This is a genomic window from uncultured Thiothrix sp., assembly GCF_937873765.1.
Classification (GTDB): domain Bacteria; phylum Pseudomonadota; class Gammaproteobacteria; order Thiotrichales; family Thiotrichaceae; genus Thiolinea.
Map to the genome: position 1 here is coordinate 1 of NZ_CALMZC010000002.1, position 20,094 is coordinate 20,094.

The 20,094-nt window shown below is 45.3% G+C and carries 21 protein-coding genes; 11 read left to right on the forward strand and 10 right to left on the reverse strand.

Going from position 1 to position 20,094, the window contains the following annotated elements; all coding sequences use genetic code 11:
- Positions 1 to 27 precede the first annotated feature (27 nt).
- From Q0307_RS00380 to Q0307_RS00395, 4 genes are all read right to left on the reverse strand, one after another.
- Positions 28 to 1,545 carry a CHAT domain-containing protein gene (locus tag Q0307_RS00380; RefSeq protein ID WP_298654811.1) on the reverse strand — a complete coding sequence of 506 codons (1,518 nt, stop codon included), beginning with the start codon at positions 1,543 to 1,545 and terminating at the stop codon, positions 28 to 30.
- 21 nt (positions 1,546 to 1,566) lie between these two features.
- Positions 1,567 to 2,301, reverse strand: coding sequence for a hypothetical protein (locus tag Q0307_RS00385; RefSeq protein ID WP_298654812.1), 735 nt, complete (start codon positions 2,299 to 2,301; stop codon positions 1,567 to 1,569).
- A gap of 5 nt (positions 2,302 to 2,306) precedes the next feature.
- Positions 2,307 to 2,705, reverse strand: a complete 399-nt coding sequence (locus Q0307_RS00390; protein WP_298654814.1) for a hypothetical protein — start codon at positions 2,703 to 2,705, stop codon at positions 2,307 to 2,309.
- A 300-nt stretch (positions 2,706 to 3,005) separates the two neighbouring features.
- On the reverse strand, positions 3,006 to 3,362 hold the full coding sequence (locus Q0307_RS00395; protein ID WP_298654816.1) for a cyclic nucleotide-binding domain-containing protein: 357 nt from the start codon (positions 3,360 to 3,362) through the stop codon (positions 3,006 to 3,008).
- Between the two features lie 59 nt (positions 3,363 to 3,421).
- Between Q0307_RS00395 and Q0307_RS00400 the strand changes: the two genes are divergently transcribed.
- Positions 3,422 to 3,856, forward strand: a complete 435-nt coding sequence (locus tag Q0307_RS00400) for a hypothetical protein (RefSeq protein WP_298654818.1) — start codon at positions 3,422 to 3,424, stop codon at positions 3,854 to 3,856.
- Between the two features lie 39 nt (positions 3,857 to 3,895).
- The gene (locus Q0307_RS00405) at positions 3,896 to 4,825 is read left to right on the forward strand and encodes an MBL fold metallo-hydrolase (RefSeq protein WP_298654820.1); all 930 of its coding nucleotides are present in this window, start codon (positions 3,896 to 3,898) and stop codon (positions 4,823 to 4,825) included.
- 96 nt (positions 4,826 to 4,921) lie between these two features.
- Here Q0307_RS00405 and Q0307_RS00410 read toward each other — a convergent pair whose 3' ends face one another.
- Together Q0307_RS00410 and Q0307_RS00415 are read right to left on the reverse strand one after the other, a co-directional pair.
- Positions 4,922 to 5,257, reverse strand: a complete 336-nt coding sequence (locus Q0307_RS00410; RefSeq protein WP_298654822.1) for a hypothetical protein — start codon at positions 5,255 to 5,257, stop codon at positions 4,922 to 4,924.
- A 248-nt stretch (positions 5,258 to 5,505) separates the two neighbouring features.
- Positions 5,506 to 6,300 (reverse strand): FCD domain-containing protein, encoded by a 795-nt coding sequence (locus tag Q0307_RS00415; RefSeq protein WP_298654824.1) that lies wholly within the window; start codon positions 6,298 to 6,300, stop codon positions 5,506 to 5,508.
- Positions 6,301 to 6,437: 137 nt separating this feature from the next.
- Between Q0307_RS00415 and Q0307_RS00420 the strand changes: the two genes are divergently transcribed.
- Both Q0307_RS00420 and Q0307_RS00425 read left to right on the forward strand, forming a co-directional pair.
- Positions 6,438 to 7,616 (forward strand): acyl-CoA dehydrogenase, encoded by a 1,179-nt coding sequence (locus Q0307_RS00420; RefSeq protein ID WP_298654827.1) that lies wholly within the window; start codon positions 6,438 to 6,440, stop codon positions 7,614 to 7,616.
- 69 nt (positions 7,617 to 7,685) lie between these two features.
- Complete coding sequence (locus Q0307_RS00425; RefSeq protein WP_298654830.1) at positions 7,686 to 8,897, forward strand: CaiB/BaiF CoA-transferase family protein; 1,212 nt, start codon at positions 7,686 to 7,688, stop codon at positions 8,895 to 8,897.
- Positions 8,898 to 8,983: 86 nt separating this feature from the next.
- Here the strand turns inward: Q0307_RS00425 and Q0307_RS00430 are convergent, their stop codons facing one another.
- Together Q0307_RS00430 and Q0307_RS00435 are read right to left on the reverse strand one after the other, a co-directional pair.
- On the reverse strand, positions 8,984 to 9,619 hold the full coding sequence (locus Q0307_RS00430) for an NADPH-dependent F420 reductase (RefSeq protein ID WP_298654833.1): 636 nt from the start codon (positions 9,617 to 9,619) through the stop codon (positions 8,984 to 8,986).
- Positions 9,620 to 9,621: 2 nt separating this feature from the next.
- Complete coding sequence (locus Q0307_RS00435) at positions 9,622 to 10,389, reverse strand: type 1 glutamine amidotransferase domain-containing protein (RefSeq protein WP_298654836.1); 768 nt, start codon at positions 10,387 to 10,389, stop codon at positions 9,622 to 9,624.
- Positions 10,390 to 10,489: 100 nt separating this feature from the next.
- Here Q0307_RS00435 and Q0307_RS00440 point away from each other — a divergent pair, with 100 nt between their 5' ends.
- Complete coding sequence (locus Q0307_RS00440) at positions 10,490 to 11,383, forward strand: LysR family transcriptional regulator (RefSeq protein WP_298654839.1); 894 nt, start codon at positions 10,490 to 10,492, stop codon at positions 11,381 to 11,383.
- 5 nt (positions 11,384 to 11,388) lie between these two features.
- On the opposite strand, the gene Q0307_RS00445 is transcribed toward Q0307_RS00440, so the two are convergent.
- Both Q0307_RS00445 and Q0307_RS00450 read right to left on the reverse strand, forming a co-directional pair.
- Positions 11,389 to 12,426, reverse strand: a complete 1,038-nt coding sequence (locus Q0307_RS00445; protein ID WP_298654842.1) for a hypothetical protein — start codon at positions 12,424 to 12,426, stop codon at positions 11,389 to 11,391.
- A gap of 163 nt (positions 12,427 to 12,589) precedes the next feature.
- Positions 12,590 to 13,534 (reverse strand): alpha/beta hydrolase, encoded by a 945-nt coding sequence (locus tag Q0307_RS00450; RefSeq protein ID WP_298654844.1) that lies wholly within the window; start codon positions 13,532 to 13,534, stop codon positions 12,590 to 12,592.
- A gap of 124 nt (positions 13,535 to 13,658) precedes the next feature.
- Here Q0307_RS00450 and Q0307_RS00455 point away from each other — a divergent pair, with 124 nt between their 5' ends.
- The 6 genes from Q0307_RS00455 to Q0307_RS00480 all read left to right on the forward strand — a co-directional run bounded on the left by Q0307_RS00455 (position 13,659) and on the right by Q0307_RS00480 (position 20,094).
- Positions 13,659 to 14,075, forward strand: coding sequence for an OsmC family protein (locus tag Q0307_RS00455; RefSeq protein WP_298654847.1), 417 nt, complete (start codon positions 13,659 to 13,661; stop codon positions 14,073 to 14,075).
- A 27-nt stretch (positions 14,076 to 14,102) separates the two neighbouring features.
- The gene (gene cysS, locus Q0307_RS00460) at positions 14,103 to 15,485 is read left to right on the forward strand and encodes a cysteine--tRNA ligase (RefSeq protein WP_298654850.1); all 1,383 of its coding nucleotides are present in this window, start codon (positions 14,103 to 14,105) and stop codon (positions 15,483 to 15,485) included.
- A 124-nt stretch (positions 15,486 to 15,609) separates the two neighbouring features.
- Positions 15,610 to 16,113, forward strand: a complete 504-nt coding sequence (locus Q0307_RS00465; protein ID WP_298654852.1) for a DsrE family protein — start codon at positions 15,610 to 15,612, stop codon at positions 16,111 to 16,113.
- A 135-nt stretch (positions 16,114 to 16,248) separates the two neighbouring features.
- On the forward strand, positions 16,249 to 17,232 hold the full coding sequence (locus Q0307_RS00470) for a hypothetical protein (RefSeq protein WP_298654855.1): 984 nt from the start codon (positions 16,249 to 16,251) through the stop codon (positions 17,230 to 17,232).
- Between the two features lie 164 nt (positions 17,233 to 17,396).
- Positions 17,397 to 18,227 (forward strand): CDP-diacylglycerol--serine O-phosphatidyltransferase, encoded by an 831-nt coding sequence (gene pssA, locus Q0307_RS00475; protein WP_298654858.1) that lies wholly within the window; start codon positions 17,397 to 17,399, stop codon positions 18,225 to 18,227.
- Positions 18,228 to 18,546: 319 nt separating this feature from the next.
- A complete protein-coding gene (locus Q0307_RS00480) occupies positions 18,547 to 20,094 on the forward strand; it encodes a 2-isopropylmalate synthase (RefSeq protein WP_298654861.1) in 1,548 nt (515 codons plus the stop codon).

Sequence of the window (20,094 nt, forward strand, 5' to 3'; positions counted from 1 at the left end):
TTAAGTTACTACCGCTTTAGTGGCTCTTCAACTCCTCTGGTGCATGACCACCATCGAAACCAAACCTGTTTTCAATAGTTCATTTTGTAATTGCCACATCAAGTTATTATCAACCCCTAAAACGTGCGGCAAACCAAAAGTTCCACCATCATGAAAAACTGCTAATCCTTTAAGTAATTTTTGCGATAGAGGAGGTAGTCGCCTCCAAGATAACTCTACACTCGCAAACAATGAATTCTCACGGTTTATTGGATGATTCTTTTCCAGCGCAATGATTATCTGACGTAAATTTTCAGTAGTGGCTATTACTCCAGTTTGTGCTAGTTTCCGCGCCAGCAGCACCAACGCCCGCGCATGGCAACCGACAGCACCCACCAGATCATCCACTTCCTGCGGCGTATTGCCCTGATCATCAGGGTGCAGGCTCAAGCCTTCGTTGTTCATTACCTGCATCACCAACGCCTTGGCATCTGTCACGCTCAATGCGCCGAGTTCAATATCGCAGATGTTATTGTTGAATGGGGTGGGAAGCGGTTCGCGGGTTGTGAATAGTAAACGAGTTTGGGGGTGGGATTTCAGCAGCTTATCAGCTAGAGCTAATACAGGTTCAGTATTCCCGACATCTGCCAGCAACGACTCCATATTGTCGATGACTAGCAGGGTTCGCTGGGTTTGCAACACTTGCATGATCGGCTGCAAAGCTGCATCCAGATCATCACCGTATTCCGCTACGCTGTATTTTTCATCCATCAACTGCTTGCCAAGAATGTCCACAATAGCACGCTCATGAGTGTAGGTTTCCACACTCACAAAGGCACAACGCTCAAAACGGCGGCATTGCACCAGCCAGCGAGCCAGTTCTACCGCCACGGCTGTTTTACCGATACCTCCCATACCCCGGATGACGGCGTAAAGTTGCCTGTCCAGTAAGCGTTCGAGTTTTAGCAGGTCACGGCTACGCCCGATGAAAGTGTGTTTGGGCGTTTCTGGTAAATCACCCAACAACCATTCCGGTTCTGTTTCATCGGGCAATTGTAGCGCATGGCTGAATAAGCGTGGGTCGTCCTCCCGCTGATACAGCACTGGCACAAACCAGTCCTGCATTTGCAACGTTCCTGCTCCGGCAATATTGATACGGTCAGTGGATTGCATCAGGGCTTGTTTACCCGCTAATACGGCTGATCCAATCCGTTGCCCCTCTGCCAGTTGTTGGTAAAACGCGTTGACAAACCGCCGCGCCGTTTCCACCAATACGCTATGGCTCATGGCAATGACAGAAGCCACACCCGCTTGTAACAAGGCTGCCGCTACCGATGCGTTAGGGTCGGTGTGTTCTTGTTTCTCTGCCTCACTTTGTCCGGTTTGGCAGGCTTCCAGAAATACCAATGGCAGGGGAAATTCGGTTAGGAGTGATGCCAAATCATCGGCGTAAATCCGTTTCACAAACTCTGGTAGCAATTTCTTATTGTCCAATGGATGTTCAAAACACAATGCACCTTTGCCCGTTTTGGTATCAAACACACCATGTCCGTCAAAATGCAGCACATGAAAGGGATTGCCAGCCGCTTACGCCTGACGAAGTTCTGTTTTCAGTTGCTCAAATGTCGGTGGATTTACACGAACCAGTTCCACCCGTTTTCCCAAACTTTCCACTGCCTCCACTAATGGCTTGATGCTGGCGCGGTGGTCAATGTAGCCCGCTTGAGAAGGGCGCGGACTCACCGCTAAGACACGAAGAACAGTCTGGTTTTGAGCGTATGAAATAACAGAGGGTGTATCTAAACTTGGCAAATTACGCCGAATCCGCACAGGGGGATTACGGGTAAGCAAATATTGATCGTGACAGCGTAACAATTCCCACGGAAACCCCAGCAAACGGCTGGCGGCTGTTTTGGATTCGGGTGTATCGCTGACTTGCACATGCAGGCTGAAAACAGGTTCATGGTTTGATGATGCGTCAAGCCATTGTTGGAAAACAGCTTGTGCTGAAGGTGAAGCCGTTATCGCTATCAGCAGTTTGTCACCCCATTGCGGAAAATACCGTTCAATTCGTTCTGCCCGTTCTTTGAATAAGCCGACAGGCCAGATGTAGTAGCTTTCCAGATACCACTTGATGTCATCCGCTTCCAGCAAGCCGATGGGCGCAACAAACGGAAATGGCTCACTTTGGGCGACTGCCATACCATTTAAGGTAAACACCATTTGGGTATCAGCCGCTACCCGGTCGGTGTTATCGTCCCGCACCATCAAGCGCGGATTGGAGAAGGTTAAACGTAGCTCCGCGCTTGATGTGGTTTTCATGGGGATTATTCCTGTACTTGCATGGCTTTGATGATGTCATCCAGATTTTCGGCTTTGACCGGGTAGGGGATGCCGTTGACTTCCAGCCAGATGTATTCGTGGTCACGGGTCAAGATAGGTGTTGCCCAAGCAGCTAATTCTTCCAGTTTCTTCCTGGTTTCGAGCAAGCCATGAGCACTATCTATTGCCAGTTTGATACCAGATAGCATCAATAGAATTTGGCTGACATCAGAACCAAACTCGATGCCTCTACTGTTCGCATCGGTGGCATTCAAGGTTGATGTATCAGCAGGTGTAGCCTCTACCTGCACTTGCCACGCAGTTTCTAAGTATTGCTGGAGTTCATAAGCGGTATCGGCTGCGGTGTCTGGCGAGCCTTGGACAATGAAACGGATGTTGGACATGCTGTACCTCGAAGATAAATGAGTCAGTAATGATTCAATTTTTAGCCAGTATAACAAAGCCCCTAGAGCTAAATAGACAAAACCACTAAAAGAACATTTATCTTGTTCAAGTTTATTAACGCCTAGCCAGCTCCCGATATAAAGCTTCGGCACTTACTCCCAACTGCTCCGCTAAAGTTTTCCACTCACCTTTAGCAGGTAAGGTTTGTCCCTGCCAATTTAGCCAAGCATCCAAACGCGCAGCAACTGTTTTTAAAGATAATAACTCACTGCGAAACCGCGCTTGCTGTACTTCGCGGGCTAGATAACTGCTCCAGTGTTGGGCGAGTTCCGAATCAGTTTGTAAGTGTTGCAGTACTGCAGTTTTGGGTAGCACATAAACTGTTGTGAGCTGCTGTGCCAGCGCATGACAAGGTAGTGATTAGAATATAAAGATGCTTCAGCCAACACGCTGCCTGCTTGAGTACGTTGCAGGGTAATGCTGCTACCATCGGCTTGATAACGAATTAGGCGTATTTCCCCACCTACCACCAAGAATAAAGCCTCGACTTTATCTCCTTGTTGGAATAGCACCTGACCTTCAGCCAGTTTACGCTCTTTAGCATCGGCAAAGTTTTGTAAAGCTATAAAGAATGGACTCAACATGATCGCTATCATGTCAGTAACCTCATCAAGCTGGCAAGCTGCAGATTTTACAACTTCCCAAAATAACGGCTATGAAACTGAATTTAAAGCTTTTACTCTTATTGTCATTCCTTGCTCCAGTTAGTTTTGCCGAGGATGACAAACGCCAGAAAGTTGATTTTCCCGAGATGATGCAGCAACACATGATGACGAATATGCGTGATCATTTGCTAGCGATTAGTGAGATTCAAGCATTTATGGCGGTGGCTGACTATGACAAGGCGGCAGATGTAGCTGAAAAGCGTTTGGGTTTGTCGTCATTGGATAATCATGGCGCGTCGCACATGGCGCAGATGATGCCCAAAGAAATGCAGGAAATTGGTACAGCCATGCATAAAGCCGCTAGCCAATTTGCAGTGAATGTGGTGGATGTAGGCGCTACGGGTGATGTGAAACGTGCGTTGGGTGATTTGAGCAAAGTGACTCAGCAATGTGTGGCTTGTCATAGCGCGTATCGAGTGCATTAGAGATTACGTTAAAGTCTGGTCTGGAGGGCTGATGAAAACATGGTTTTTGCGAAAATAACGAGTGTTGCGTTGGGTTTGACACTGATTTCCAACAGTTATGCTTTTGAGCCTAGCACACAAAAAGTCAGCGACAATGTGTATGCCATTGTGGGCGAATTGGATCAGCGCAGCGCAGACAACCAAGGCTTAAATAATACCTCTGGCTTTATTATCACCGATGAGGGTGTGGTATTAGTTGGCTCTGGCGCGACGGAAAGCAGTGCCAAAATGTTGGAAAGCGCTGTCAAAACAGTCACCGACAAGCCGATTAAGCGAGTCATTAATATCGGTGTACAAGATCATCATTGGATGGGCAATAGCCATTTTCTCGCCCAACGCATTCCGGTTAGTGTCTTAGCAACAACCATTGACAATCAGAAAAACCAAGAAATGGCTAATCGTATGCGTCTAGCCAATGCGCTAGGCGTCAAACCCGACAGTTTTAAAGTCGAATATGCCAATGAAATCTTCACTGGTAATGAAAAAGCCTTGAAGATCGGTGGCGTAGAAATGTCCTTGCGCTATTTGGGTGATGCGCATTTTCCGGGTGATGCAGTGCTGTGGTTGCCTAAGGAAAAAATAGTCTTTGCTGGCGATATCGTATTCAATGACCGGATGTTAGGCGTGCTGCCAGAAATTTCTAAGGTAAAAGCTTGGCAAGCAACTTTTAATCAAGTCGCAGACCTAAAACCGGAGCAAGTGATTCCGGGGCATGGCAATCCTAGTCCTTGGTCATATGCACAAAACAATACGGGCGATTATTTAGATTGGTTAGTGGATGAAGTCGGTCAGTCTATTGAAGAAATGGAAGATTTAGGTGACGCTGTAAAGCGTTTATCTGCTGATCAACACTTTCATTTCCTAAAACTTTCTGACGACTTACATGCTAAGAATGTGTACCAAACTTATCTACAATTAGAGACAAATTAGAGAGCAAAGCATACCATCATCTAATAACTCACGGCGAAGACGGGCTTGCTGCATTTCAGAGCTGCTTATCCAATGCATTATGCAACAGCATTTATATTAAATAGTACTAAACACTTTTGCCACCAAAAAAGTTACAAAGCGGCTCAAGACAAAAGCAATGCAAATCGGCAGGACGAAATAATGCAGGACTAAAGCATCGGTTTGATCAACTAAGGCTAAAGGAACAAAAGAGCGTAGGGAAATTACATAAATGGCGATCACTATGAAACCCACCGCATCCAATAACAAGGCCAAAAGCACAGCCCAAATTGAAAAACTAAAAAAACCATTGAGGATTAGGGTCAGCAGCACAAAGTTTAAGCCTATGCTGATAATGGCAACTTTCCTTCTGCCGGTATACCAATAATACCAATGGCTACGAAACCAATACATGCACGACTAGCCTGAAGTTAACTGAAGTTGATATTAGCAATAGCTACTTAAGAATACTTGTAACCAGTTAGATTTCAAGAATTTGGACTTAAGGTAAATGCTGTTGAATAAATTGGCTGACCTCATTATAAACTTGCAAATGCTCAGCATCATTAAGGATTTCACGTGGTTTTTGCTGGAAAATACTGATGTTGGTGCATAGCAACAGCAATCATCTCCTAGACCCATGCTTTAAGCATAGTGCAAACTCATGTTGCAACCAGCAACTGCTTAGATAATTGCGCTTCTAATTCTAAATTAAAAGCATGTGCACATTTCATATGCTCACGCATCAAACGCTCTACTGCCATCGCATCTTGCATATGAAATGCGGCAACTAGTTCTTGATGATAATGTAGATTCGATTTAGAAAATTCGCGTTGCTCCGGTAATTGTACTTTTTTGAAAATCACTAAATCTTTGAGCAAATCGTTTAAGAAGCGCCCAATAAACCCTAACAGGGGATTGCCACAGCGCTCGGCTAACAGGCTATGAAAATCTAATTCCGCAATTCGTTGCTCTAAGCGTTGTTCCATGCTGTCAGCAACGGGGGCACATAAGCTGGTTAGGCGTTCTAGCTCAATTAAATCTGTTTCTGCTAAACGCCCGACCACTAACCGAGCTATTTCAGGTTCGACCAAGTTGCGTAGCTCGTAAATATCGGGCCCTGTCGGGTGCTGAAAATGCAGATAATTACGCAGCATTTGCGAAGCCAAAGGATAAGGGACTTGCACTAGCACCGCGCCACCATTTGGGCCGGTTTTAATGCTAATTAAGCCCTGCACTTCTAAAGACTTAAGCGCTTCACGCACCGTGCCTTTAGAACAATCAAATAGCTCCATTAAAGCTTTTTCATTCGGCAGGCGCTCACCGGGCTGAATATTACTCACCACCACCCAACGCTTGACAGCCTCCACAATCTGATCAGCTCGTTTGACCCGCTTCGCTGAACCACCACTGGCTAGCAACTTATCTGTCAGTTCAATTTCAACACTTTTATTCATTTGGCTTCATTCTTTTCTGATCACTGTCATGCTAACCCAAACTTAGTTTAAAGTTGAAAGAAAACTTGATTTTTCCTATTTATTATAATAAATAGCATAATTACCTTTAGACTTCAGCAGTATTTGGAGGAATCAGCATGCAAACCTTTCAATGGGATGACCCTTTACTCTTTAATCAGCAACTTAGTGATGATGAACGGCAAATTCGGGAGGCTGCCCATGCCTATTGCCAAGAAAAACTCCAACCGCGCGTACTCAGTGCCTCGCGGGAAGAGCGCTTTGATCGTGAAATCATGTATGAATTAGGCGAATTAGGTATGTTAGGCGCGACCGTGGCTGAAGAATATGGTGGCGCTGGTTTAAGCCATGTGGCGTATGGCTTAATCGCTCGTGAAGTAGAACGGGTTGATTCTGGCTATCGTTCAGCTATGAGTGTGCAATCTTCACTGGTGATGTACCCGATTGAAAGCTACGGCAACGAAGAGCAAAAACGTAAATATCTGCCACGCTTAGCCATGGGCGAAATCGTCGGCTGCTTTGGCTTGACCGAACCGAATCACGGCTCAGACCCCGGTTCGATGATTACGCGCGCCAAAAAAGTCGAAGGCGGCTATAGCTTAAACGGGCAGAAAATGTGGATCACCAATAGTCCTATCGCGGACATTGCGGTCGTTTGGGCAAAATCTGAGGCACATGGTAATAAGATTCGTGGCTTCATTGTTGAGCGTGGAACTAAAGGTTTTAGTACCCCGAAAATTCACGGCAAACTGTCTTTACGCTCTTCCATTACTGGTGAAATTGTCTTAGATGAAGCCTTTGTGCCTGAAGAAAACCTCCTACCGAATGCCTCTGGTTTAGCCGGCCCTTTTGGTTGCTTGAATAAAGCCCGCTTTGGGATCGCTTGGGGTGTTTTAGGTGCGGCTGAATTCTGTTGGCAGGCTGCACGGCAATATACCCTAGACCGTATCCAATTTGGCCGCCCCTTAGCCGCGACTCAGTTAGTGCAAACGAAACTTGCGAATATGCAAACTGAAATTACTTTAGGTCTGCAGGCAGCTTTACAGGTCGGGCGATTAATGGATCAAGGGAGTTGGGCACCTGAAATGGTGTCTCTAATCAAACGCAATAATTGTGGAAAATCTTTGGATATTGCGCGAGTGGCACGTGATATGCACGGCGGCAATGGGATTTCGGATGAATATGGTGTGATGCGTCATATGGTCAATCTGGAAACCGTGAATACTTATGAAGGGACTTATGATGTGCACGGCTTAATTTTGGGTCGCGCCCAGACTGGTATTCAGGCTTTTTCTTAAACGTTTTCTTGACTCCTCAAATAGTCGGGGCGAACATCCCTTGTTTCGCTCGTTTTAACAGGTGTGTTCATGTCCCCAAAACCACTACAAGGTATTCGTGTTCTCGATCTTTCGCGCATTTTAGCAGGGCCATGGTGCAGTCAACAGCTTGCAGATCTCGGTGCTGAAGTCATCAAAATCGAAAAACCGAATGAAGGGGATGATACACGCCGTTGGGGGCCGCCTTGGTTAGAGAACTCGAAGGAAGCGGCTTATTATCTTTGTGCTAATCGCGGCAAGCAGTCCGTGACTATTGATATGGCTAAACCCGCAGGACAAGCCTTATTGCATGCATTAGTCAAACACTGCGATGTGGTTTTGGAAAACTTCAAAGTGGGTGGCTTGAAAAAATATAAGCTAGATTATGACAGCTTAAAAAACCTCAAACCCGATCTAATTTATTGCTCCATTACCGGCTTCGGTCAAACCGGTCCTTATGCCCAACGTGCAGGTTATGATTTTATGATTCAAGGCATGGGTGGCTTAATGAGTTTAACCGGTCAGCCCGATACTGAACTAGGTGGTGGCCCTGTAAAAGTCGGTGTCGCTTTTGCCGATATTTTCACCGGAATGTATGCGGTAAATGCTATTCTTGCTGCCCTATTCCAACGCCAGCAAACAGGGATTGGAACCCATATCGATTTAGCATTGCTGGATGTGCAAGTGGGTGTGCTCGCTAATCAAGCTTTGAATTATCTGACCTCGGGTCAAGTGCCTGAGCGTTTAGGCAATGCACATCCGAATATTGTTCCTTATCAAGCCTTTGCGACTCAAGATGGACACTTGATTCTCGCTGTAGGTAATGACGCGCAATTCCAGCGCTTTTGTGAAGTCGCCGGTTGTACTGAATTAGCTCAAGACGAACGCTTTTTAACGAATGCTAAACGGGTTGAACATCGTCAAACTTTAGTACCCTTACTAATCCCTGTGCTTAAACAACGTAGCACCGACGACTGGTTATTAGCTTTAGAAAAAGTGGGCGTACCCTGCGGCCCTATTAATACCTTGGATCGCGTCTTTGCCGATCCACAAGTTAAACATCGCCAACTAGAAATTGAATTACCACATCCTGAAGCAGGTCAGGTGAAATTAGTCAGTAATCCGATTCGTTTTGATAATCAGGCTTTAAATGCAGATAAACCTCCACCTTTATTAGGTGAACATACCGCTAGTGTTCTGCAAAATTTACTTGGGCTTGATGCAACCCAGCAAACTGCTTTAAAGGCAGCTGGGGTGATTTAAAGACTTGACTGCTGGTGTGGCTCAGTAAAACCCACCAGCTAGCCTATCAACAGCAGCTTACAAAGCTTTAAAACTAAATAACATTTTTAACGTTCTAAACGCGCCCAAGTTAAATGTGCTGAGCGCTCTTGTAAACGCACCAAGCGAATCCAAAGCAAAGTCATATGCTCCAAATGCAGGGCTTGCTCTAAACCACCCACATCCACCGGATCCCAACCCAGTTCTGCAATTAAGTGTGCGACTTGCTGTTTAGCGCTTTGGCTATTTCCACAAAATAACATCGCTGGCTTCAGACTCGCGTTGGGAAACTGATTATCTTCAAAATTCTCAAAGCCATAAATAGAAAAAGCTTTTACCACCGCTGTAGTTGGTAATTGGTTTTGGATGACTTGTGTACCTGATTGTTGGTTATTTAGGCCATGGCTGAGCTGTGCACCGACCGGATTGGTGCAGTCAATCAAAACTTTACCCGCTAACTCTGTGCTCACACTAGCTAATACAGTTTCATTCGCTGCATAGGGTGTGGCTAGAAAGATAATTTCTGCCTGACCCACGGCGCTGTTTGGCTCAGCTACCCGCAAATGAGGATTTCGCTCAAGCGCTTTAAGCACACTAGCGGATTCAGCATCCTTAGCTGCCAAAGACACTTGATGGCCTAAACGCTGCAAATGATCAGCTAAAGGTGCACCTACCTGCCCATAACCTAAAAAAGCAATTTTCATGACTAAACACCTCCCAAAGCAGCGATGACCAAACGTGCAGTCGCTTCACCTGAAAAGTTTTGCTGCCCGGTCACTAAGTTACCATCACGGATGGCAAAGCTGCGCCACAACCCGGCTTGCACATAATTAGCGCCCAAAGCTTTGAGCTTATCCTCAATGCGCCATAGCATAATATGTTGATCACGTGACAATAGACCATAACTCCAAACCGCTTGATCGGCAAAATCCTCTTCAACATTCGCAAACCCAGTGACGGTTTTTCCTTTCACTAAATATTCACCATTACTTAAACGGGCAAAAGCTAGTAAAGCTGTACCATGACATAAAGCGGCTACTACTTTACCCGCTTCATAAAATTCAACAAACTTAGTTTGCAAACCCTGCTCTTGTTCAAAGCTAAACATGGGTGCTTGCCCACCGGCTACCAATAAAGCATCAAACTCATCTAAAGATAGTTCGCTGATGGCTCGGGTATGATCAACTAAAGCTTTTAACTCTGGCGTATGTATAAAGCCTTGGCTGATCAAATCGGTTTTACTGTAGCCACTTTGATCATTCGGATCACTCATAGCATCCGCTACACAAGCTCCACCTTGGGGACTGAATATCGTGACCTGATACCCCTGCTCCGTGAAAACATAATACGGATGGGTCAGTTCACTCCACCAAAAGCCTACTGGCCAACCAGTAGTTGTGGAAACACTCGAATTAGCAAGCACAATGGCTACACGTTTAGGTTGTTGAACTAAATTTGGATCTTTTAAACTCATCTCAAGCTCCTAGGTTGATTAATAGGAGCACAGTATGATTATCTCGTAAAAAAGGATAAATTAACGAATTTGAGAAATACTGTTAACTAATAAAGCAACAATGGATTTTGATAGCCTACAAATTTTTGTCAAAGTGGTGCAGCTAGGTAGTTTCACTCGTGCGGCTGATAGCCTCAACAAACAAAAAGCCTATGTCTCACGCAGCGTGACACAATTAGAGCGAGCTTTAGGTGTGCGCTTACTTGAACGTACTACCCGCTCTATTTCCCTCACCGAATCGGGTCGGGAGCTATATGAGCGCGCGCTCGACATTTTGCAAGCTATAGAAAATGTCCAACAAACCCTGCAAAGTTCACAATTCGAACCGCAAGGCACTCTCAAACTAAGCTGTGGGATTGAATTTGGCATGATGGTAGTGAGCCACTGGCTCAGTGGTTATCTGCAAGAATATCCTCAAATGCGCATAGAAGCAGACTTCACTGGACGGTTAGTGGACATTGTAGGCGAAGGCTTTGATTTAGTGATTCGCTTAGGGCCTTTAAATGATTCTAGTTTGATTGCTCGTAAACTCGGAGAACTACATTATGGTTTGTTTGCCTCACCACACTATTTAGCACAATACCCTGTTTTACAGCATCCTCAGGAGTTAAATCAACACTCCCTGATAGTATTTTCGGGCGAACAACGCTATCCCAGTCATTGGGATTTGAGCAATGGGCAAGAGCAATTTAAGCTAGTGCATCAGCAAACTTCTTTGAAAATCAATAATAGTTTTGCAGTTGGAGAAGCTGCCGTAGCTGGCTTAGGGATTGCACAATTGCCGTTATTAATCGCCAAACCTTATGTACAAACTCAGCGGTTAATCAGAGTCTTGCCAGCTTGGGCAGCGGCTGCAGTTGAAATTCATGCTATATATCCGAGCAATCGCTACCTTAATCCTAAAGTCAGAGCTTTTATTGATTATGCCTTGAAGCATTTACCTAAAGAAGATTAGCATATTCATAATTTAGACGCCTTTACAATGAAGCGTCCTTGTTCTTGCTTAGCTTCCTCTAAAGCAGCATCTAATTGAGTATTAAAAGTTTCTAAAACAGAGCTAGCTTTAGCATCGCGCCTGCCTAATGGTGGACTAGCCGTGACTAAACCTACACTGAGTTGAAGATCCTCTTCTGTATCTAAATCCGCTTGAGCTAAGCGTCCTTGCAAACGTTCAGCAGTTAACAAAGCCTGCTCTGCAGAAGCATTTGGCAATAAAACTTTGAATACACAAGTATCTACATGAGCTAAACAATCTGAGGAACGATATAAGGCTGTTTTAATCACGCTAATAAAATGTGGTAGCTGTTTGGAGCCGGCAGGTTCTAACTCTAATTTAAGCGCTGACAAATATTGATGCTCACGTGCTGCATATTGCCACTCTAGCTTAAGCAGCACATCGAATTCGGCTGCATTGAGAAGATTATTCTTCTGGGGCTGGCGCATTTCGACTAATAGATAGTGCTCGTGATCCTGATGAGCTTTAAGCAACATTGCTAGGGCATTGATAGTAATCGTGACTGTCAAAGCAGCAAACAACATGACCACTGCACTAGTCCAACGCCCCTGCAACAGCATGAAAAAGATACCCGGCAAAGTAATAATAGCGGTTTGAACATAAAACACTGCTTGTAAAATAGCTGCACGTGGAATGTTCAAACAGACCAACACTCCCAATAACGCTAACAACTCATAATCAACCGTATGCTGATGATAAATAATCACCAAACTTAAACAACCCCAGAGTGCACTATTTAGACTAGTGAGATAGAAGTTATAGTCTATGAGTTTACGCGCTTCTTGCTCAGCTCCATACTTGGCGAGCGGAAAACTAGAATCAATGAACAGGTTAAAACTTGTCGTTAGAAAAATTAAACAAAGTAAGCTTATCAGCAAGGCTTGATCTAAGCCACGCTCCCATGTGAAGCTATACAATTTAGCAATGATTAAAATTGCCAGTACAGAACAAACCCAATAAACCCAGCGATAGCGTCGTAGCATGCGCGCATAGCTATACCATGTGACATGCTGAGCACTTAGTTCGTCAGCTGATATTTTTATTAAGCTGCTTGTTGTCATACGTCCCCAGAGGCACTTCATTTTAATGGTTTATTAACTGCCACCTTAGCATAAAATCGTATAAAAAATACACAATCCACTCAAGTTAACCTGCTTTTCCTATCCACTGAACCATATCAGCAATCACTTTTGAGCCTTGTAAATCACGCATCAGCATATGCCAGCCATTCGGATAACGGATTTGTTGAGCTTTTCCAATTTTCGGTAACCGCGCCCAGAGCATATCAGTCGGTTTCTTCGGAATTAGCTGATCTTTTTCCCCGTATAAAAGTAGAACGGGAAGTTTAGCCTTATCCGCCGAGGCATAGGCTTTATCCATTAGTTCGACCAAACCTGCTACCGTGTCAATGCGTGATTTGCGAATCATCCACGGGCTTTTCCAAATACGTCTGAGCATGGCGGTATTATCACTCGGGCGAATATTTAAGCCTTCGCCCGTTGGTGACCAAGCGGGCGTAAAGCGTTTAGCAAACTCCAAAGACCAGCGCTGATAAAAAGGTTGGGTCTCGCTAATCCACACAGCCGGTGCGAGCAGAATAATGCCATCTGCGGCTAAGTCACCACTACCTGCAGCTAGCAAAGCGACAGCCCCACCCATGGAGGTCCCCGCTATATAAAGAGGCTGCTGGGGGTGTAATTTACGTAAGAGCTTAGTAAACTCTCGTGCATCTTCCGCCATACGCTCTGCGCTTGACCATAAGCCACGATAAGGTGAACGCCCAAAGCCGCGTTGATCATACGCCCAGACCGCTACCCCCTGTTTAGCAAAATAGGCTCCCACTTCAGCAAAAGCACCGGGATACTCGTTAAAGCCATGCAAAAGCAGTAAATTGGCCTTCACCTTACCTTGAGGCAGCCAGCTTTGTGCAACTAGCTCCGTACCATCACTCGCCCGAAATACCGGCTGTTGAATGAGGCTAGGTTCTAGTTTGTCCGACCCCAAAGGCACACTTGCAGTGGTACAAGCACTCAAGAGCCATACACTCAGGAATAAACTTAAGACGAGTTTATAAGTCGGTAGATAGTTCATTATTTAGCCCAGATAACTGATTTGCTGTTGCGCTAACCCTAGCAGGACAAACACCTTTCCGCTACCATGCGAGTGCAACAGACCATAACCAGCCATCAACTGACCGCGTTCGAGGGACAATATCATGAATAGTAATGCCAAGGATCCGCATAGCGTCACCGTCAATTTACGCGGGGGCGATGGTTACATCTGTGATATCAAAGCAGGTAATCATCAACTTGTTGCTGATGAGCCCATCCCGTTAGGTGGTACTGATCAAGGCCCTACTCCTTATGTTTACTTGAAAGCTGCTTTAGGGGCTTGCACGGCGATGACGATTCGCATGTATGCTGAACGTAAGAAATGGCCGCTGCAAGACGCAATGGTTACCTTACGTCATAGCCGCGATGGCAATAAAGAAAGTGTGTTTGAGCGTGATATTAAGCTGATTGGCGATTTAGATGATGAGCAAAAACAACGCTTACTCGAAATTGCAGATCGCTGCCCTGTCCACAAGACCTTAAGCCATGGTGCTACCATCCTAAGTAAACTGATCGACTAACTCAATTGTCAATAAAATCATTCTCCTATGCTAAAAATTTATAATAGTTTACACAATCGCAAAGAAGACTTTATTCCTTTAGAAGCGAACAAAATCCGCATGTATGTCTGCGGAATGACGGTGTACGACTATTGTCATTTAGGGCATGCACGCGTCATGGTCGTGTTTGATATGGTCTATCGCTATTTACAAGCAGCAGGCTATGCAGTGACTTATGTGCGCAATATCACTGATATTGACGATAAGATCATTAAGCGGGCGAATGAAAATGCTGAACCTTTCACCACCCTCACGCAGCGCTTTATTGATGCCATGCATGAGGATGAAAAGGCTTTAGGTATTCTCTCACCAAGTTATGAACCGCGTGCAACTGAAAACATTCAAGTAATGCTCAGCATGATTAGCACCTTGATTGAGAAAGGTTATGCCTATGTGGGTAGCAATCGTGATGTTTACTACGATGTGTCCAAATTTGCAGGCTATGGCAAATTATCAGGCCGCAAGCTAGAGGATTTACGTGCGGGCGAGCGCATTGCGATTGATGAAGTGAAAGATGACCCATTAGATTTCGTCTTATGGAAAGCGGCGAAAGAAGGTGAACCTGCGTGGGAATCCCCTTGGGGTTTAGGTCGTCCGGGTTGGCATATTGAATGCTCAGCCATGTCGAGCACTTTACTAGGTACACAGTTTGATATTCATGGCGGTGGGCATGATTTGCAATTCCCGCATCATGAAAACGAAATTGCACAAAGTGAAGCCTGCAATGGTCACCAATATGTAAACTACTGGATGCACAATGGCTTTATTCGGATTAATGACGAAAAAATGTCAAAATCCTTGAATAATTTCTTCACGATTCGCGATGTACTTAAGACCTATAAAGCGGAAGAAATTCGCTATTTCATGTTGAATAGCCATTATCGCAGCCCCTTAAACTACAGTACTGAGCAACTTGATAATGCTCGTGCCTCCTTAACCCGTTTGTATACCGCATTACGCGATTTGCCCCAAGCAGCAGCGCCTGAGAATACAGAGCTAGAACAGCGTTTCCGCACGGTGATGAATGATGACTTCAACACACCGGAGGCCATCGCAATTTTATTTGAACTGGCACGCGAAATTAATCGCTTACGCATGGAGCAGAATCAAACGGCTGCGGCTGAAACGGGCGCTTTACTGAAAAAACTTGCGGGTATTTTAGGTCTATTGGAACGTGACGCTGCAAACTGGTTTAAAGGTGAAGCGATAGATGGTTTGGAGGATGCTGCGATTGAAGCTTTGATCCAAGCACGTTTAACCGCTCGCACCGCTAAAAACTGGACTGAATCAGATCGAATTCGCGATGAGTTGAAAGCCAAAGGAATCCTGCTTGAAGATAAAGCCGGTGCTACCACTTGGCGACGCGCCTAAATATCTCTTAAGCACACCAATCCGCTCATCTCTTTAGTGACTAAGGCTAGGCCAGCTAAAGAGATATTTGCAATCTCTATTCAAGATGCTAGCTTAATTCTAAATTGCTAGGAGGAGATCATTCATGTTGAAGAAGCTTGTTATCGGTTTAGGCTTAAGTTTATCGTTCATCAGTCCACTCAGTTTCGCTGAGGGTTTTGACCCGGGCATACCTGCACCTAAAGTCCCTACTGATTATTATGCGGGTGCAGAAAAAGTGGTAGTACATGTCTCTGTCGACGGTGACGAGAAAAAATACCTCGGTATTTTGGCCAATATCAATAACTATATTAAAGCCTTGGATAGTACTGGCAAAAAAGCTGAAGCTATTGTGGTGATGAATGGCGAAGGTTTAGGCCTGCTAAAGCTAGCCAAAGACCTCGAATTGGAAAATGAGGCTAAGCTCCCCACACAATTAGAGAATCTCAAAGCCAAGGGTGTGAAATTCCAAATCTGCTACAACACCTTAGTCGGGCGTGAAATCAAACTTACTGATCTTTACGACGCTAAAGTAGAAGATGTGATTCCTTCTGGTGTGGCTGAAGTTGGTCGCTTAGAAGCGCAAGGCTATCGCTTACTAAAGCCTTAAGCGACCAACTATCCTCTTGACTTGACCCGCGCAGCGGCCTCTTTTAGAGTCAAAACCGAAGATAACAGTTTTGACTCCCGTTGTGTAAAGACTTACTTCAACCAAATCCCAAATAACTATAAAGAAGTAGCCGCTATGCCTGAGAATAATCCTTTTGAAGCTTTTCCTGAAACTAAGTCCAGTCCTAATTTAAGCGCGCGCGAAAAACTTTTTGCCGACATGGGGTTAAGCCCCCAAGCCCCCCTCCTGAACCCTGTTCCAACCGATGATTTTCTGCAAGTTGGTTTTACAACTGACACTGCTAATCCCCTTACCACGCTCACTGAACCTACCACCATTCCGTCTAAGCATACAGAACTAGTTGAGGAGAGCGATAAGGTAGTTGATGCTATATTCACCAGCACACAACCACCAGAACCTACTCAATTGACGCCTGTACCAGAGGCTTTCACTGCACAACCAACTGAGCATGAATCTGTACTACCAGAACTAACGGCTGCTTTACAGACAGAATCAGAGCCAGAAATTACCGCTGATCCCGTTACAAGACTAGAGGGAGTATCTGCTGAACACCCCGATCAGCCAGAGCTGCACGCAGAACCAGCTTTAGTAGAAACTACTGCGAATGCACCAGAAAGACTAGCTGTATTGAAGTCTTTAGATCGTGCAGGGCTAGCTCCTATTGTTGATGCGTATACTGATTTACAACAAAGACTAGTTGCTCATCAAACCTTAATTAGTGCAGAGCGCGAAGCTATTGCAGCTTTACGTAATCAAATGCGCCAACTGAATGCACGTGGGCATGATATGTCTGAAACTTGGATCGGATTAGATCAAGGCCGACAATTAGTGCAAGTGGATAGTTGTGAGTACCTGATCCGCTCGATTAGCCAAATCAATGAAGTGATTCAGCAAGATAGTCAACACGCGGTGCAATTAATAGCGCCCATTAAAACGGGTGTAGAAATTCTTGAATTGCGGGTAAAGCATATCAGTGCTATTGAGAATTTATTGGTGCATATGCAGGAGGGTTTAAAACTGCAAGAGCAATTAGCAGGTGCAAACACTTTAATTCATAATTTAGCCAAGCAGTTAGGTTTAAATTTCACTCAAGCCTAAGCAAAACCTGCTTTTTCTAACTAAAGCCGCTTTCAAAGCGGCTTTTTGCTTTAGATTACCTGTTCATTAACACGCAGAACAGCAATTGACCCTGTTATCCCACGCTTGCCATAATACTTTTCCGCTCAAGCACGATAATCACAAAACTACTAGGAAATAAAGCAATGGAACCAGAAAATCAGGCTGTTAGCTCTGAGCCTAACGCTACCCCCGAGCGCCCACGCAGTCGGGGTATTTATTTACTCCCTAATCTGTTCACAACTGCTGCCATGTTCAGTGGCTTCTATGCCATCGTTGCGGCTATGCAAGGCCATTTTGAAGCAGCCGCCATTGCGATTTTTATTTCTATGGTCTTAGATGGTTTAGATGGGCGTGTTGCCCGCTTAACCAATACCCAGACGGCCTTTGGTGCTGAATATGACAGCATGTCGGATCTGATTTCCTTTGGGGTCGCTCCCGGTTTAACCATGTATCAATGGTCTTTAGTCCATTTCGGGGAAATGGGTACGGGCTGGGGTAAAGTGGGTTGGCTAGCGGCTTTCGTTTATGTCGCTTGTGCGGCTTTACGCTTGGCCCGTTTTAATACGCATCTTGGCAAAGGTGATAAGAAATACTTTACTGGTTTACCCAGCCCCACGGCGGCTGCTTTGCTGGCTGGCATGGTTTGGGTGTTCAATGACTTAAGTATTTCTGGGAATAATTTTCAGTTTCCTGCACTGTTGATGACACTTACAGCAGGCTTGTTGATGGTCAGCAATGTCAGTTATTACAGTTTTAAAGAAATCGATTTGCGTAATCGAGTGCCTTTTGTGGTGATGATTGCGGTCTTATTGTTGTTTGCCCTAACCACTATCGACCCACCTAAAGTCCTATTCACCGTGTTTGTGGCTTATACTTTATCGGGGCCTATCATTTGGGGAATACGTCGTTATCGCCGCATGCAAAGACGCAAAAAAGAAGGTCAAATTACTCCACCTACCCCACCACAGCTTTGATCATTTCGGGAGTCTCTCGTCGTTAGAGGCTCCCGTTTCAAACTTTAAGCTAACACAAAAATCACTGAGAAAACTTGAGCTTCGCTTAGATTTACTGTAGTTTCTCCAGCATCTTTTTAGATTTGAAACTCAATGAATACACGCAGCCTGACACTTGATTTGTCGACTGGCTATCTAAGCCGCCGCTGCTTCCTGCCTACTGTTCTGCTCTACCGACTGCCTATATAGGCAGAATAAAGCTAACTGAAGCCTCGCGAGCTTAACACGCGTCCTCTGTTTTAATTTATCATTAGGTCTAGCAGAATCTCTGGAGACACCCATGTCTAAACAACGTTTAATCATTTTTGATACCACTTTACGGGATGGCGAGCAAAGCCCCGGCGCATCCATGACTCAAGCTGAGAAAATCCGCATCGCCAAAATGCTAGAAAAAATGCGAGTGGATGTCATTGAGGCTGGGTTCCCGATAGCCAGCCCCGGCGATTTCGAGTCGGTCAAAGCAATTGCCGGCCTCATTAAAGAAAGTACCGTTTGTGGCTTAGCCCGCGCTTTAGATGCCGATATTGAACGAGCTGCTGAGGCATTGAAAGGTGCGAACTCTGGGCGCATTCATACTTTTATTGCGACCTCCCCGATTCATATGCAAAACAAATTGCGTATGACACCCGATCAGGTCGTCGAGCAAGCCGTGTATGCGGTAAAAAAAGCCCGTAATTACACGGATAATGTTGAGTTTTCTTGTGAAGATGCCGGGCGCTCTGAATTTGAATTTTTATGTCGCGTGATTGAAGCAGCGATTGCCGCCGGTGCAACCACCATTAATATCCCAGATACCGTTGGCTATCAAATTCCGCATGTCTTCGGTGATATGGTCGGACGTTTGCTTCAGACCATTCCGAATGCGGATAAAGCGGTCTTCTCGGTGCATTGCCACAATGACTTAGGTTTAGCGGTGGGCAACTCTTTAGCTGCAGTGATGCAAGGTGCTCGCCAAGTGGAATGTACGATCAATGGTTTAGGTGAGCGTGCGGGTAATGCCTCTTTAGAAGAAATTGTGATGGCGATTCGTACTCGTCACGATGTGTTCTCGGTAGAAACCCAGATTGATACCACTCAAATCGTCCCCACTTCGCGCTTAGTCTCGAGCGTCACCGGCTTTCCCGTGCAACCGAATAAAGCGATTGTCGGGGCGAATGCGTTTGCGCATGAATCAGGGATTCATCAAGATGGCGTATTGAAGCATCGGGAAACCTATGAAATCATGCGTGCTCAAGACGTAGGCTGGTCAGATAATAAGATTGTCCTTGGCAAGCACTCAGGCCGGAATGCTTTCCGCACCCGCTTACAGGATTTAGGCATTGAGTTAAAAACCGAAGAAGAAATCAATACTGCTTTCTCGCGTTTTAAGGATTTAGCGGATCGCAAACACGAAATCTTCGATGAAGATTTACAAATGTTGATCCTAGAGTCACGCTCTGCACAAGAACAAGCGGCTTATGAGTTGGTTTCTTCAAAAGTTTGCTCAGAAACCGGTGAAGCGCCCGTTGCGACCGTGACTTTAAAAGTACGTGGCATTGAGCAGCGATCGGAAGCGTTGGGCGGTGGCCCTGTGGATGCTGTGTATAAAGCAATCCAAGCAATTACTCGTGAAGAAGCTGAATTGCAGCTCTACTCCGTGAATGCGATTACCAGCGGTACGGATTCACAAGGTGAAGTCACCATTCGCCTAGAGCAAGCAGGCCGACTAGTGCATGGACATGGCGCGGATACCGATATTGTGATTGCCTCGGCCAAAGCTTATGTTGATGGCCTGAATAAACTTGCTTCTAGTCAATATCGCGCCCATCCACAACATGATGGAGTGTAA